This window comes from Sphingomonas sp. A2-49 (assembly GCF_025548555.1).
GTDB lineage: Bacteria > Pseudomonadota > Alphaproteobacteria > Sphingomonadales > Sphingomonadaceae > Sphingomonas.
Genome location: NZ_JAJLPA010000012.1, coordinates 1 through 13,151, shown reverse-complemented (window position 1 = coordinate 13,151; position 13,151 = coordinate 1). Strand labels below are relative to the sequence as shown.

Here is a 13,151-nt window from a genome sequence, read left to right as displayed (position 1 = left end):
GTGAGCGCCGCGCCGTCCGCGCCCGCCACGGTCCAGGAGGCCAGCCCCAACGAACTGCGCGATCCGTTCATCCGGCAGGAGCTGAAGCGGGCGACCGTCTGGCTCGGGCTGGCCTGCACCATCGCGCTGGCGGTGATCCTGGTCCAGCCGCTGCTCATCATATTCGCGGGGCTGGTCTTCGCCGCGCTGCTCGACGGCGGCGTGCGGCTGCTCGGGCGGGTGCTGCCGATCGGGCGCGGCTGGCGGTTGCTGATCGTCGTGCTGCTGACGATCGCCTTCCTGTTCGGCACCTTCTACCTCACCGGCGTGCAGGTGTCGGCGCAGTTCACGCAGCTGCGCTCGACGCTGGAATCGCAGGCGAACCGCCTCGCGGGGTGGCTGAGTTCGCAGGGGCTGATGCCCGGCGCGTCGGACGTCAGCGGCATCGCGCGCCAGGCGCTGAGCTCGGTCGGGCGGATCACCTCGTGGGTCGGCACGGCGTTCGGCGCGCTGACGACGATGTTCATGATTATCGTCATCGGCCTGTTCGTGGCGATCGATCCGGGCACCTACGGACGCGGGCTCGAATGGATGGTGCCGCGGCGCAACCGCGCCGAGTTCGCGGTGGTGCTCGACCGGATGGGCAAGACGCTGCGCCGGCTGCTCGCCGGGCGGCTGCTCGGCATGCTCGCGGAAGGCGTGCTGACCGGCATCGCGCTGACGATCGGCGGCGTGCCGATGGCGATGATCCTCGGCATCCTCACCGGCCTGTTCGCCTTCATCCCCAACATCGGCGCCTTCATCAGCGGCGCGCTGATGATCGCGGTCGGCTTTTCGGCGGGCACCGACGTCGGCTATTGGGCGATCGGCACCTATGTCATCGTGCAGGGGTTCGACGGCTACGTCCTGCTGCCGATCGTCGCCAAAAAGACCGTCGACCTGCCGCCGGCGCTGACGCTGGGCGCGCAGATCATGGCGAGCGCGCTGTTCGGCATCCTGGGGCTGGCGCTCGCCGATCCGATGACCGCGATGGTCAAGACCGCGCTGGAACGCAGCGCGGAGCGCGAGGGCGAGACTGACGACGCGGACGGCGCCGGATCAGGCGAGGCGGTCGAACAGGGCTAGGTAGCGCGCCGCCGAATCGGCGCCCGGCTGCGGCACCGGCGCCGGCCGCGGCGCGGCGAGCCAGTGGTTGAGGGCGGCGGCGAATCCCGCCGCATCGTCGGGCGCGACGACGCTGCCGAGCGCGGGCGACCCGACGATTTCCCGTACCGACGGGCTCGATGCGGTCGCGACCACGGGCGTCCCCACCGACAGCGCCTCGCGCAACACCCCCGGCACCCCTTCATAGTCGCTCGCCAGCGCGAGCAGACGCGCCTGCGCCATCGCCGGCAACGGATCGGCGACATGACCGGGCAGGTGGACGCGGTCGCCCAGCCCCGCCTCGCGCACCTGACGTTCCAGCGCGGGGCGCAACTCGCCTTCGCCCAGGATCACGACATGGACGTCGCCGGGCAGCGCCGGCACCGCCGCGATCAGGCGATCCCAGCGCTTCTGCGGCACCAGCCGCCCGACGCCCAGGATCGTGCGCTGCGCCGACGCCGGCAGCGCCGGCGCGGCCTGACGGGGCGCGGGGGGATTGGGGATGACGCTGGTCCGTCCCTCCATCCGCATGACGGAGGCGGCGCGGGCGGCGGTGGCGGGGGTCATCGCGACCAGATGGTCGAGAAAGCGGCCATGCTGCGCCAGCCAGATGCGATGCGCGGCGGCGACGATCCGGCCCTGATCGCCGCGGTCGACCGCATTCGACAGCTTGCCGACGATCGGCGGCGCGTCCGCCCCGAGCCGCAGGCGAAGCCACGCCGCGACCAGCGTGTAATGATTGCCCGCGCAGAACAGCAGGTCGGGCCGCAGCCGCCGCACGATCGCGGTGATCCGGCGCTGCGCGAGATAGGCGGAATCGTCGAGCCGTTCGATGGCGAGGCCCGGCGGCAGCTCGGCGGCGAGCGGCCCGGATGCGTCGCCGATCACCAGCGTCACCCGCCGTCCCGCGGCAAGCCACTCTGTCGCAAGGCGTAATTGCGCACGTTCGACGCCACCCCCGGACAGGTCTTGCGCAAAGGTCAGGATATGGGCGGCGGGCATCGTCGGGCATCGCTGTGCCACAGGCGTGCGTGACGGGACAGTGAAACGGAATTCATGTGCAACATGCGGCCGCAACGGGTAAGCCGCGGCACCTTCATCGTTCGGACCACCGGGTGCAGATCGACCATAGTGCAGGCCATCCCTACGTCGAGATCGTGCCGCCGTCCCCAGACATCGCGGGCCTCCAGCCCTTGAAGACGATCAAGAGCCGCTGGCCGGCGATCATCGGCGCGCTGGTGACGCTCGCGATGCTGGCGGGGCTGGGGCACGAGCTGTTCAATTCGGGACTGGCCGGGCTCAACCGGGCGACGCCGCGCAATCCGCTGTTCTACGCGGCATTCGCGGGGCTGTACCTGGTGCCGCCGCTCGCCGACTATGTGATCTTCCGCCGGCTGTGGCGCATCCCGCTCGCCGGCCTCGTCGCGCTCATCAAGAAGCGGATCGCGAACGACGTCGTCATGGGCTATTCGGGCGAGGCCTATTTCTACGCCTGGGCGCGGGCGCGGACGCAGCTGGTGGCGGCGCCGTTCGGCGCGGTGAAGGACGTGTCGATCCTGTCCGCGATCGCCGGCAATGCGGTGACGCTGGCGATGATCGCGATCGCGCTGCCGGCGGGGCGCAACCTGATCCCCGCGGACATGATGCGCTACGTCTACGGATCGCTGGTGGTGATCTTCGGCACCTCGCTGCCGTTCCTGATCTTTTCGCGCAAGGTGTTCTCGCTGCCGCGGACCGACCTGTGGATGGTGTTCGGCGTCCATTGCGCGCGGCTGATCCTGGGCGCGTTCTTCCTCGCCGCCGCCTGGGCACTGGCGATGCCCAGCGTCGCGATCGGAACCTGGCTGTTCCTGTCGGCGGGACGGCTGCTCTTCTCGCGCCTGCCGCTGCTGCCCAACAAGGACCTGTTGTTCGCCAATTTCGCGATCCTGATGATCGGCGAGGACCAGGCGCTGTCCGAACTGATCGCGTTCACCGCGGCGGCGGTGCTGCTGGTCCATGCGGTGCTGATCGTCGGGTTCGGGCTGCACCATCTCGCGACGAGGAAGCCGCAATGAAGCCGTTGGCCATGCTCCTGCCCGCGCTGCTTGTCGCGGCGCCGGCGGGCGCGCAGGTGCTGGGCAGCGACGCCGCGGCGTGCAGCCCCGGCGGCGGCCCCGCGATCCTCGCCCGCGTCATCGGGCTGAAGGATCACAAGGGCCGCATCAAGCTGGAACTGTATCCCGCGACCGACGCCGATTTCCTCGAGGACGACAGCAAGCTGATCGCGGCGGGCAAGACGTTCCGCCGGGTGTGGACCGGCATCCCCGCGACGGGCGAGGTGGCGGTGTGCATCCGCGTGCCGCGGCCGGGCCGTTATGCGCTGTTCGTGACGCACGACCGCGACGACAAGAACAAGTTCAACTTCTTCGACGACGGCGCCGGTTTCCCCGGCGAGGGCAAGCTCGGCATGTCGCGGCCCAAGGTCGACCGCGCGATCGTCGATGTCGGCACCGGCACCAGCGACCGCGTCGTGCGCATGCAATATCTGCGCGGCCTGGGCGGCTTCGCCCCATTGAAGCGCGACTGATGCGCATCGTCGACGTCAACGAATTCTATTCGCCGACCGGCGGCGGCGTGCGCACCTATGTCGATCGCAAGATCGAGGTGCTGGCCGCGATGGGTCACGAGCTGATCGTGCTCGCCCCCGGCCGCGAGGACCGGATCGAGGAGCGCCCGGGCGGCGGCGCCGTGCATTACATCAAGGCGCCGGGCATGCCGTTCGACGCCAATTACGGGCTGTTCTGGGATGCCGAGCCGCTTCACCGCCGGCTCGATGCGCTCGACCCCGACGTGGTCGAGAATTGCTCGCCATGGCGCGCCGCGTGGATCGTGGCGGACTGGCGGGGGCGGGCGATCCGGTCGTTCTTTCTCCACAACGACAATCTGGAGGCCTATCCCAAGCGCTGGTTCAAGCCGGTCGCCTCCGCGCCCCGGATCGAGCGGGCATTCTCGTGGTACGACCGCTATCTCGCCCGCTGCTTCGACCGGTTCGACACGGTGGTCACCAACGGCCCGTCGCTGACGCGGCAGCTGTCGGCGCGCGGCCTGCACGTCGATGCGACGATGCCTTTGGGAATCGAGCGCGCGCATTTCTCGCCCAGCCTGCGCGACGAGGGGCTGCGCGCCGCGCTGCTCCAGCAATGCGGCCTGCCGCCGCACGCGCAGCTGCTGCTCGGCGTCGGTCGCCACCATCCCGAAAAGCGCTGGCCGACGGTGATCGACGCGGTGCACCGCGCGGGCACGCAGGCGCCCGTCGGGCTCGTCATCCTCGGTCAGGGGATGGACACCAAGACGCTCGAAAAGCACATCGGCGATACGCCGCACATCCGGCTGTTCCAGCCCGTCTACGACCGCCGCCGGCTGGCGACGATCATGGCGAGCGCCGACGCCTATATCCACGGCTGCGGGACCGAGACGTTCGGGCTCGTCCCGGCGGAGGCGCTGGCGAGCGGCACGCCGCTGATCGTGCCCGATGGCGGCGGCACCGCGGAAATCGCCGATCCGCTGTTTGCCGAGGTCTATGTCCAGCGCGACGCGCATTCCTGCGCCGATGCGATCCTGCGCATGCTGGCCCGCGAACGCGCGATCGTGCGCCGCGCGGCGGCGGTCGCCGCCGCCAGCGTGCGCAGCGACGAGGAGCATGCCGCCGATCTGGTCGCGCATTACGCCGCGGTGATCGCGGCGAAGGATCAGCCGGCGAGAAGGTCGGCGTAGGCCGCGGGCCGGTGCCGGCGGAAGGCGGCGAAGGTCGCGGTGATGCTGTCGAGCAGGCCGGCGACGCCCGTGTCGCCGGGATGGACCGCGATCCGCACGTTGCGCAGCGGTTGCAGCGCGTGGCGCAACGCGCCGGCCGCGGCGAGCGAGCTCAGCTGGCGCATGCGCGTCCGGCTGGCCCAGGTGATGACCGGCCCGCGCGCCACGACGCCGCCGCCCGGCCGCCAGACGCGGGCGTGATCCTCCGCCAGTGCGAACCCCGCATCGGCCAGCGCCGCGCGCGCGCCGTCGGAATAGAGCCAGGCAGGGGCGATGAAGCCGGTCGCCGCGCGCCCGGTGATGTCCTCGACCAGCGCCTTGCCGCGGCGCATCCGCCGCAGCGCCTCGTCATGCGAAAGGCCGAGGAACTCGCCCTCGCCCGCGGTCATGTGGCGCGCCTTGAACCCGGCGGCGGCACCGGCGTGGCGGCTGTCGTCGCGGTGCGTCCAGCCGTGGACGAACATCTCGATCCCCTCGTCCGACCAGCCGCGCAGCCGTGCCGCGAACGCCGGGGTGATCGGCGCGCTGCTCCAGTGATCGGGCACGACCAGCATCGCCAGCCGCCGCCCGACGTGCGGCGCGAGATGGTCGAGCAGGCGGTCGACCTCGCCCTCGAAGCGGGGCGAGACGTCGTGGATCGAGGCGAACAGGCGTTTCATCGGGCCAGACGATAGATGCTGACGCCTTCGTTGCCCATCGGCAGTTTGGCGGCGAGGCGATAGTCGCGCGCCATCGCGTCGACGACGATGCGGTGCGCGGCAGGGCGTTCGCCGCCATAGGCCGGGCGGATCACCACGACCGCGGGGCGCGCCGCCAGGATGCGGCGGATCTCGCTGTCCTGATCGACGCCGGTCGCGCCGGCCTCGCGCGCGCGGATCAGGTGCGAGGGCACTAGGAACCGCGACAGCGTGCAACGTCCCGTCGAGGCGTAGAGCATCGTCGTCCCCGAATAGACGTAAAGGCATCCCGGTCCCCGGCCGACCACGCGCGTCATCGCCGCCAGTTCGCGCGCGTCGCCGCGGCCCAGCCGCTGCACCACCAGCACGATCTGGCCGGCGAGCGCCGCGGTCAGCAGCAGCGCAGGCGTGTGGCGGCGCCAGCGTGCGCTGCCGAGCAGGCCGGCCGCCGCGGCACAGGCGGGCAGCAGGATCGGGAGCGCATAATGGTCGAACCACGGGCGGAAGATCAGCACGCTGGCGATCGCGACGCCCAGCCACAGCGCGACGAAACGCCGGTCGCGGGCGTGGTCCGCGTCGGCGGTGCCGCGGTATAGTGCAAGGATCGCGAGCGTCACCGGCGGCGAGGCGATGAGGACGATCTGGCCGAAGTTGGACGCGAGTTCGCCGATCGGGTCGGCGTGGCGCTGGAAGATCGACAGGACGTTGGCGTAGACGAAGGCGTCCCACTGCCCGACGGCGTAATAACAGCCCGCCGCCGCGACGCTCGGCAGCAGCGCGACGAGGATCAGGGCCGCGCCATAGGCGAGCGATGCGGCCGGCCGGCGGGCGATGTGCCAGTCCTCGACCAGCAGCCACAGGCCGAACAGGATGCCTTCGAACACCAGAGACGTCTTGATCTGCAGACCGACGCCGATCAGCGCCATGACGAGCAGGCCGGTCGCGCGGCGGCGCGGCGAGGCCGCCGACGCGAGCAGCAGCAACGCCGCACCGATGGCAAGCAGGTTGTAGAAGACCGGCGACTGCCCGCCCTGCCCGCCGAGCAGGTCGAGCCACAGGATGTAGGCGAGCGCCGCGGCGGTGGCGCCGGCGGCAAAGCCGATCCGTTCGGCCAGCCGCGCGATCAGCCAGGCGGTCGCGACGACGCTGGCGAGTGCCAGCATCTGGTAGGCCCAGATGCCCGCGGGGAAACCGAGCCGTGCGGGCACGGCATAGAGCAGGAACAGTCCGATCGGCTTGCGGTCCCACACGTCGACGAACGGCAGCGCGCCCTGCCACATGCGGGAGGCGGCGACGAAATAGAATTCCTCGTCGACATGGACCAGCGGGTTGCCGAACGTCAGCCAGCGCGCGGCGACGGCGACGAGCAACAGGATCGGCAGCCGCAGCCGGCGCGCGTGCAGGACGGACATGGCGGCGCGCCTAGCGGCGTTTCGCGGTGACGAAATAGTCCAGCTGCGTCGAATCGCTCAGGCGGAACCCGGTCGCGGGCGAATAGGCGAGCCCGCGCACGTCCGTGACGGTCAGCCCCGCGCGCCGGAGCAGGTCGGTCAGTTCGTCGGGGGTGAGGAATTTGTCCCAGTCGTGCGTGCCGCGCGGGATGCGCCCCGTGCCCTCCGCCAGCGTGATGAGCGCAAGGCGCGACAGCGGCGTGCGGTTGGGGGTCGACATCACCAGCAGGCCGCCGTCGTCCAGCGCCTCCGCCAGCCCGCGTACGAAGCCCGCGGGATCGCGGACATGCTCGATTACCTCGAGGCTGGTGACGAGGTCGAAACGGCCCGTCATGGCCTCGACGCCGATCGCGCGATAGTCGATGGACAGGCCCGACTGCTCGGCATGTGCCTGAGCTACGGCGATATTTTCCGCCGCGGCGTCGATCCCGGTGACCTGCGCGCCGAGCCGGGCGAGCGGTTCGCAGAGCAGCCCGGCGCCGCAGCCGACGTCGAGCGTGGTCCGGCCCGCGAGCGGCGCGAAGCCGGTATCGTCGCCGTCCCAGTGCAGGTCGATCGCGGCGCGGATATAGCCCAGCCGCGCGGGGTTGAGCCGGTGCAGCATCGCCGACGACCCCCTGGGGTCCCACCAGTCGCGTGCCATCGCGCCGAAGTGGCGTGCCTCGCCGGGGTCGATCGTCCCGCCCATCGTGTCGCTTGCGCTTCCCATGGCCGCTACCTATCAGGACGGCCCCTCTACCCCAAGGAGTTTGGCGAGCCAGATGGCGCGGATCGTGATGAAGTTCGGCGGCACGTCGATGGCCGGGATCGAGCGCATCCGGAGCGTCGCCGCGCGCGTCAAACGCGAGGTCGATGCCGGACACCAGGTCGCGGTCGTCGTGTCGGCGATGGCGGGCGAAACCGACCGGCTGGTCGGCTTCTGCCGCGAGGCGTCGTCGCTGTACGACCCGCGCGAATATGACGTCGTCGTCGCCGCGGGGGAACAGATCACCAGCGGCCTGCTTGCGATCGCATTGCAGGCGGCGGGGGTGAAGGCGCGTTCGTGGCTCGGCTGGCAGCTGCCGATCCACACCGACGACGCCTTCGCCAAGGCGCGGATCGGCACGATCGAGACCGCCGCGCTCGACGCTAGCCTGGCGGCGGGCGAGGTCGCGGTGATCCCCGGCTTCCAGGGCGTCGCCGACGATACCGGTGGCGGCAGGGGGCGCGTCACGACGCTGGGACGCGGCGGATCGGACACGTCGGCGGTGGCGGTGGCGGCGGCGATGAAGGCGGATCGCTGCGACATCTATACCGACGTCGACGGCGTCTACACCACCGACCCGCGGATCGTGCCGCGCGCGCGCAAGCTCGCCAAGGTGACCTATGAAGAGATGCTGGAACTCGCCAGCGTCGGCGCCAAGGTGTTGCAGACCCGGTCGGTCGGGCTCGCGATGAAGGAACAGGTCCGCGTCCAGGTGCTCTCGTCCTTCACGGGCGAGGACGCGCCGATGGCGGACACATTGCCCGGCACGATGATCGTCGGCGAAGAGGAGATTGATGACGTGGAACGCCAGCTCATCACGGGGATCGCGCACGACAAGAACGAGGCGAAGATCACGCTCATCAGCGTGCCCGACAAGCCCGGCGCGGTCGCCGCGATCTTCGCGCCGCTCGCCGCGGCGAACATCAACGTCGACATGATTATCCAGAACATCGCGCACAACCACGGATCGACCGACGTCACCTTCACCGTGCCGTCCGCCGATCTGGCGCGGTCGCTGGAGGCGCTGAACCAGGGGCGCGACGCGATCGGCTTTTCCGAACTCGTCCACGACACGCGCGTCGCCAAGATCTCGGTCGTCGGCGTCGGCATGCGCAGCCATGCGGGCGTCGCCAGCACGATGTTCACCACGCTGGGCGCGCGCGGCATCAACATCCAGGCGATCTCGACCAGCGAGATCAAGGTATCGGTGCTGATCGACGAGGACGAGACGGAACTCGCGGTCCGCGTGCTCCACACGGCGTACGGCCTGGACGCGGAGGCAGCGTAAAATCCGCCTGCCGCTTGCGGGAGGGATTGGGGGAGGGCATGGCATGCGCCATGACGCTCCCAACGACTGACACCGCCGATCAGGCCCTCCCCCAGCCCCTTTCGCATGCGGGAGGGGAGAGGCTCGGCCGCCGTATGGCGCGCGGCGCGGCGTTCCTCGGCAGCGAGGTCGCGATCATGGCAGGCGCCATGTCGTGGGTCAGCGAACGCAACCTCGTTTCGGCGATGTCGAACGCCGGCGGGTTCGGCGTGATCGCCTGCGGCGCGATGACGCCCGAGCTGCTCGATGCCGAGATCGCGGCGACGAAGGCGATGACCGACCGGCCGTTCGGCGTGAACCTCATCACCATGCACCCGGCGCTGTTCGACCTGATCGCGGTATGCACCCGGCACGGGGTCGGCCATGTCGTGCTCGCCGGCGGCCTGCCGCCGAAGGGCAGCCTAGAGGCGATCAAGGCATCGGGGGCGAAGGTCATATGCTTCGCGCCGACGCTGGCGCTGGCGAAGAAGCTGATCCGCTCGGGCGTCGATGCGCTGGTGATCGAGGGGATGGAGGCGGGCGGCCACATCGGCCCGGTGTCGACCAGCGTGCTGGCGCAGGAGATGCTGCCCGAGATCGCGGAGACGGTCCCGGTGTTCGTCGCCGGCGGCATCGGTCGCGGCGAGGCGATCGCGGGCTATCTCGACATGGGTGCGGCCGGCGTGCAGCTCGGCACGCGGTTCGTCTGTGCGACCGAATCGATCGCGCACGCCAATTTCAAGAAGGCGTTCATCCGCGCCTCCGCCCGCGACGCGGTGGCGAGCGTGCAGATCGACCCGCGCCTGCCGGTGATCCCGGTACGCGCGCTGAAGAACGCGGGCGGCGAGCTGTTCAGCGCCAAGCAGCGCGAGGTCGCGCAGACGCTGGACGAGGGCGGCGTGGCGATGGCCGAGGCGCAGTTGCAGATCGAACATTACTGGGCCGGTGCGCTCCGCCGCGCGGTGATCGACGGCGACGTCGAGCATGGCAGCGTGATGGCCGGCCAGTCGGTCGGCATGGTCACGCGCGAGGAGCCGATCGCCGACATCATCGCCGCGCTGATGCGCGAGGCGGCATCCGCGCTGGAGAAGCGCGCCGCCTGAACGCCGATATGCGGCATGCGGTAACCTTTTGTTAACCATTTGCGCATCACACTTCGGGCCTGTCGGGGGGCAGCAGGGAAGGACCGGCGATGCGCCGATACGTTGTTCTTACCGCGATCGGCGTCGGCCTGCTGGCCGGATGCACGGCGAAGCCGGGCGCGGTCGCCGTCGTTCCCCCCGAACCGGCACCGGCCGCGGCGATCGCCGCGATGCCCGCGGGCACCTATGCCGGCATGCGGATCCCGGCGGTGATGCCCGATGGCCGCTACGCCACCCCGAACCGCGACCTGACCGCCGACGGCGCGCTGTGGCACCTGCGCGCCGCGCTCAACGTCGCCGCGCTCGCCTGCCGCGGCCCCGATGCGGCGGCGATCGTCGCCGGCTACAATACGATGCTCGGCCAGCGCAAGGCGGCGCTCGCCGCGGCGCAGGCGGGGCTCGCCGCGGAATTCCGCACCGGCGGCGGCGACTGGCAGGACCGCTACGACGACCAGATGACGCGCCTGTACAATTTCTTCGCACAGGCGCCGGGACATGCGGCGTTCTGCGACGCCGCCGCGGCGACGCTTGCCGATGGGGCCGCGGTCGCGCCCGCCGACCTGCCGGCCTTCGCCGTCGTGCGTCTCGCCGCGCTCGAACGGCCGTTCACCGACGTCTACGCCGCCTACGACCGCTGGCGGGCGCAGCGCGCCGCGGCGACGCGGATGGCGATGGCCGATACCGCCGCGCCCGCGATCCGCACCGTCCAGGCGATCCCGGTCGCGTTGCCCGCGGCACGCCCCCGGCTGGCGCTCGATCCCAGCGTCTTTGTCGATACGCGCGCCATCGTGACGCCGTGATCGCCGCGCGCGCGGGGTTCCCCCTGCGCGCCGGTTGGGTTAACGCGCGGCGGCATGAGTGACGACGGGCTGGACCAGCCGCAGGCAGGACGTTTCGAAGGGCGCGAGCATCGCTATCCGGTGCGCGTCTTCTTCGAGGACACCGATGTGTCCGGCGTCGTCTACCACGCCAACTATCTGCGATTCATGGAGCGCGCGCGCTCGGACATGCTGCGGCTCGCCGGGATCGACCAGCGCGCGGTGCACGATGCGGGCGAGGGCGCCTATGCCGTCGCCGACCTGTCGATCCGCTATGCGGCGCCGGCGCGGCTGGACGACGCGCTGCTCGTCGTCAGCCGGGTGCTGCGCGTCCGCGCCGCCAGCGTCGTCATTCATCAGACAGTCAGGCGCGGTCCGCTTGTTCTGACGCAGGCCGAGGTCACGGCGGCGCTGGTCGCGCCGTCGGGCCGGCCCAAGCGTCAACCGACCGCCTGGACGGACATCTACCAAAGCCTGATCTGGCAGGGGAGCAATGCATGAATCCGGTGTTCAACATGGATGCGGCGACGCTGTCGCCGGTCGCGCTGTTCCTGCAGGCGGACGTGGTGGTGAAGATCGTGATGGCCGGGCTGCTGATCGCCAGCGTCTGGACCTGGGCGCTCATCATCGCCTTCTGGCGCCGGCTGGGCCGGATCCGCGCGGGCATGGCGGGGTTCGAGCGCGATTTCTGGCAGGCGGAGGATATCGACGCCTTCTACAAGGCGGAGGCGGACAAGGACCTGCCCTCCGCGCGCGTCTTCGCTGCCGGGGTGAAGGAATGGCGCCGGTCGACCGCGGGCGGTTCGATCGACAAGGGCGGCACGCGCGAACGGCTGGCGACGGCGATGGGCGCGGCGGCGGCGCTGGAGATCGACCGGATCGGCGACCGGCTCAACATCCTGGCGACGATCGGTTCGGTGGCGCCGTTCGTCGGGCTGTTCGGCACCGTATGGGGCATCATGCGCAGCTTCACGGGCATCGCGCAGGCGCAGAATTCGTCGCTCGCCGTGGTCGCGCCGGGGATCGCCGAGGCGCTGTTCGCCACCGCGATCGGCCTGTTCGCCGCGATCCCCGCGGTGATCGCCTACAATCGCTTCAGCCACGGCGTGAACCGGATCGAGGCAGCGCTGGGCCGTTTCGCCGACGGCTTTCACACCACGCTGTCGCGCCAGCTGGACAGCGGACGGTGAGGGGCGATCTCTCAATCCTCCCCGGTCTGGGGAGGTGGCGCCGCGCAGCGGTGGCGGAGGGGGGCATCCCCGGGCGCCGCGCCATGTGGAAAGCCCCCTCCACCACGTCACTGCGTGACGCGGTCCGCCTCCCCGTGCCGGGGAGGATCTGATGGGCATGAACCTTCCCTCGTCCCGCGGCCGCGGGCGGCGGGCGCCGGTGGCGGACATCAACGTCACGCCGCTAGTCGACGTGATGCTGGTGCTGCTCATCATCTTCATGGTGACCGCTCCGCTGCTCACCGCGGGCGTCCCCGTCAACCTGCCCGACAGCCGCGCCAAGGCACTCGATCAGGACGCCAGGCCGGTGCAGCTGTCGATCGACGCCGCCGGGCAGCTGTTCCTCGACGACGCGCCGGTGACCGAGGCGGCGCTGCCGGAGCGGCTCGAACGGCTCGCCGCGAGCAAGGCGGGGGGCGAGCCGCCGCAGGTCTTCCTGCGTGCCGATCGCGCGCTCGACTACGGCCGGGTGATGCGGGTGATGGGCGAACTCAACCGCGCCGGGATCAACCGCGTGTCGTTGCTGACCGTCGAAGGCTCCGGCGCGGGCGGAACGGCGGCGCGCTGATGGATCGCGCGGAGAAGATCGGCCTCGGCATCGCGGTCGCGGGGCATGTCGTGCTCTTCGGCCTGCTGTCGGTCGGCTTTCTCGCGACGCCCAATCCGCAGAAGCTCCAGCAGACCCCGATGGAGGTCAGCCTGGTGAAGGACGTCGGGCTGGAGGCGACCGCGCCGCAGGCGGTGACGCCGCCCGCGCAATCGGTCGCGCCGGATCAGGGTGAGCCCGAGGATGCCGCGCCGCCGGCCGAAACCGTCGCAGAGCCGCAGCCGGAACCCGAACCCGCGCCCCCCGCGCCGCAGCCGCG

14 protein-coding genes and 1 pseudogene are annotated in these 13,151 nt (G+C 70.8%); 11 read left to right on the top strand and 4 right to left on the bottom strand.

Annotated features, from left to right (window positions below):
- Positions 1 to 1,104 carry an AI-2E family transporter gene (locus tag LPN01_RS11010; RefSeq protein ID WP_262828467.1) on the top strand — a complete coding sequence of 368 codons (1,104 nt, stop codon included), beginning with the start codon at positions 1 to 3 and terminating at the stop codon, positions 1,102 to 1,104.
- Here the strand turns inward: LPN01_RS11010 and LPN01_RS11005 are convergent.
- Positions 1,078 to 2,124, bottom strand: coding sequence for a glycosyltransferase (locus LPN01_RS11005; protein WP_262828466.1), 1,047 nt, complete (start codon positions 2,122 to 2,124; stop codon positions 1,078 to 1,080). The two genes, LPN01_RS11010 and LPN01_RS11005, sit on opposite strands and share 27 nt — an antisense overlap.
- Before the next feature lie 113 nt (positions 2,125 to 2,237).
- Here LPN01_RS11005 and LPN01_RS11000 point away from each other — a divergent pair, with 113 nt between their 5' ends.
- Genes LPN01_RS11000 through LPN01_RS10990 form a run of 3 tightly spaced genes read left to right on the top strand, consistent with a single transcriptional unit; the run spans position 2,238 to position 4,878 of the window.
- Positions 2,238 to 3,179, top strand: coding sequence for a hypothetical protein (locus LPN01_RS11000; protein ID WP_262828465.1), 942 nt, complete (start codon positions 2,238 to 2,240; stop codon positions 3,177 to 3,179).
- Entirely contained in the window at positions 3,176 to 3,691 is a 516-nt protein-coding gene (locus tag LPN01_RS10995) for a DUF2141 domain-containing protein (protein ID WP_262828464.1), read from the top strand. Before LPN01_RS11000 ends, LPN01_RS10995 begins: the two co-directional genes overlap by 4 nt.
- A complete protein-coding gene (locus LPN01_RS10990) occupies positions 3,691 to 4,878 on the top strand; it encodes a glycosyltransferase (protein ID WP_262828463.1) in 1,188 nt (395 codons plus the stop codon). The genes LPN01_RS10995 and LPN01_RS10990 overlap by 1 nt, the downstream gene beginning before the upstream one ends.
- On the opposite strand, the gene LPN01_RS10985 is transcribed toward LPN01_RS10990, so the two are convergent.
- Genes LPN01_RS10985 through ubiG form a run of 3 tightly spaced genes read right to left on the bottom strand, consistent with a single transcriptional unit; the run spans position 4,854 to position 7,754 of the window.
- Complete coding sequence (locus LPN01_RS10985) at positions 4,854 to 5,576, bottom strand: polysaccharide deacetylase family protein (protein ID WP_262828462.1); 723 nt, start codon at positions 5,574 to 5,576, stop codon at positions 4,854 to 4,856. The two genes, LPN01_RS10990 and LPN01_RS10985, sit on opposite strands and share 25 nt — an antisense overlap.
- Complete coding sequence (locus tag LPN01_RS10980) at positions 5,573 to 7,006, bottom strand: hypothetical protein (protein WP_262828461.1); 1,434 nt, start codon at positions 7,004 to 7,006, stop codon at positions 5,573 to 5,575. Before LPN01_RS10980 ends, LPN01_RS10985 begins: the two co-directional genes overlap by 4 nt.
- Before the next feature lie 10 nt (positions 7,007 to 7,016).
- Positions 7,017 to 7,754, bottom strand: a complete 738-nt coding sequence (gene ubiG, locus LPN01_RS10975) for a bifunctional 2-polyprenyl-6-hydroxyphenol methylase/3-demethylubiquinol 3-O-methyltransferase UbiG (protein WP_262828460.1) — start codon at positions 7,752 to 7,754, stop codon at positions 7,017 to 7,019.
- Positions 7,755 to 7,806: 52 nt separating this feature from the next.
- Between ubiG and LPN01_RS10970 the strand changes: the two genes are divergently transcribed.
- From LPN01_RS10970 to LPN01_RS10940, 7 genes and pseudogenes are all read left to right on the top strand, one after another.
- Positions 7,807 to 9,078, top strand: a complete 1,272-nt coding sequence (locus LPN01_RS10970; protein WP_262828458.1) for an aspartate kinase — start codon at positions 7,807 to 7,809, stop codon at positions 9,076 to 9,078.
- A gap of 134 nt (positions 9,079 to 9,212) precedes the next feature.
- Complete coding sequence (locus tag LPN01_RS10965) at positions 9,213 to 10,199, top strand: NAD(P)H-dependent flavin oxidoreductase (protein WP_262828457.1); 987 nt, start codon at positions 9,213 to 9,215, stop codon at positions 10,197 to 10,199.
- 89 nt (positions 10,200 to 10,288) lie between these two features.
- Positions 10,289 to 11,038 (top strand): hypothetical protein, encoded by a 750-nt coding sequence (locus tag LPN01_RS10960; protein WP_262828456.1) that lies wholly within the window; start codon positions 10,289 to 10,291, stop codon positions 11,036 to 11,038.
- Between the two features lie 54 nt (positions 11,039 to 11,092).
- Complete coding sequence (locus LPN01_RS10955; protein WP_262828455.1) at positions 11,093 to 11,557, top strand: YbgC/FadM family acyl-CoA thioesterase; 465 nt, start codon at positions 11,093 to 11,095, stop codon at positions 11,555 to 11,557.
- Positions 11,554 to 12,246: a protein TolQ gene (tolQ, locus tag LPN01_RS10950; protein WP_262828454.1), complete on the top strand. Its 693-nt coding sequence runs from the start codon at positions 11,554 to 11,556 to the stop codon at positions 12,244 to 12,246. Before LPN01_RS10955 ends, tolQ begins: the two co-directional genes overlap by 4 nt.
- Positions 12,247 to 12,397: 151 nt before the next feature.
- Positions 12,398 to 12,853 carry a protein TolR gene (gene tolR / locus LPN01_RS10945; RefSeq protein ID WP_262828453.1) on the top strand — a complete coding sequence of 152 codons (456 nt, stop codon included), beginning with the start codon at positions 12,398 to 12,400 and terminating at the stop codon, positions 12,851 to 12,853.
- Positions 12,853 to 13,151 (top strand): annotated as a pseudogene (locus LPN01_RS10940) (cell envelope biogenesis protein TolA); the annotation flags it as partial. The gene tolR and the pseudogene LPN01_RS10940, both read left to right, overlap by 1 nt.

What these genes read in the sequence shown, in the direction of transcription:
- LPN01_RS11005 (WP_262828466.1), bottom strand. Translation starts at nt 2,124, where the DNA reads ATGCCCGCCGCCCATATCCTGACCTTTGCGCAAGACCTGTCCGGGGGT.
- LPN01_RS10995 (WP_262828464.1), top strand. Translation starts at nt 3,176, where the DNA reads ATGAAGCCGTTGGCCATGCTCCTGCCCGCGCTGCTTGTCGCGGCGCCG.
- LPN01_RS10990 (WP_262828463.1), top strand. Translation starts at nt 3,691, where the DNA reads ATGCGCATCGTCGACGTCAACGAATTCTATTCGCCGACCGGCGGCGGC.
- LPN01_RS10985 (WP_262828462.1), bottom strand. Translation starts at nt 5,576, where the DNA reads ATGAAACGCCTGTTCGCCTCGATCCACGACGTCTCGCCCCGCTTCGAG.
- LPN01_RS10980 (WP_262828461.1), bottom strand. Translation starts at nt 7,006, where the DNA reads ATGTCCGTCCTGCACGCGCGCCGGCTGCGGCTGCCGATCCTGTTGCTC.
- ubiG (WP_262828460.1), bottom strand. Translation starts at nt 7,754, where the DNA reads ATGGGAAGCGCAAGCGACACGATGGGCGGGACGATCGACCCCGGCGAG.
- LPN01_RS10970 (WP_262828458.1), top strand. Translation starts at nt 7,807, where the DNA reads ATGGCGCGGATCGTGATGAAGTTCGGCGGCACGTCGATGGCCGGGATC.
- LPN01_RS10965 (WP_262828457.1), top strand. Translation starts at nt 9,213, where the DNA reads ATGGCGCGCGGCGCGGCGTTCCTCGGCAGCGAGGTCGCGATCATGGCA.
- LPN01_RS10960 (WP_262828456.1), top strand. Translation starts at nt 10,289, where the DNA reads ATGCGCCGATACGTTGTTCTTACCGCGATCGGCGTCGGCCTGCTGGCC.
- LPN01_RS10955 (WP_262828455.1), top strand. Translation starts at nt 11,093, where the DNA reads ATGAGTGACGACGGGCTGGACCAGCCGCAGGCAGGACGTTTCGAAGGG.
- tolQ (WP_262828454.1), top strand. Translation starts at nt 11,554, where the DNA reads ATGAATCCGGTGTTCAACATGGATGCGGCGACGCTGTCGCCGGTCGCG.
- tolR (WP_262828453.1), top strand. Translation starts at nt 12,398, where the DNA reads ATGGGCATGAACCTTCCCTCGTCCCGCGGCCGCGGGCGGCGGGCGCCG.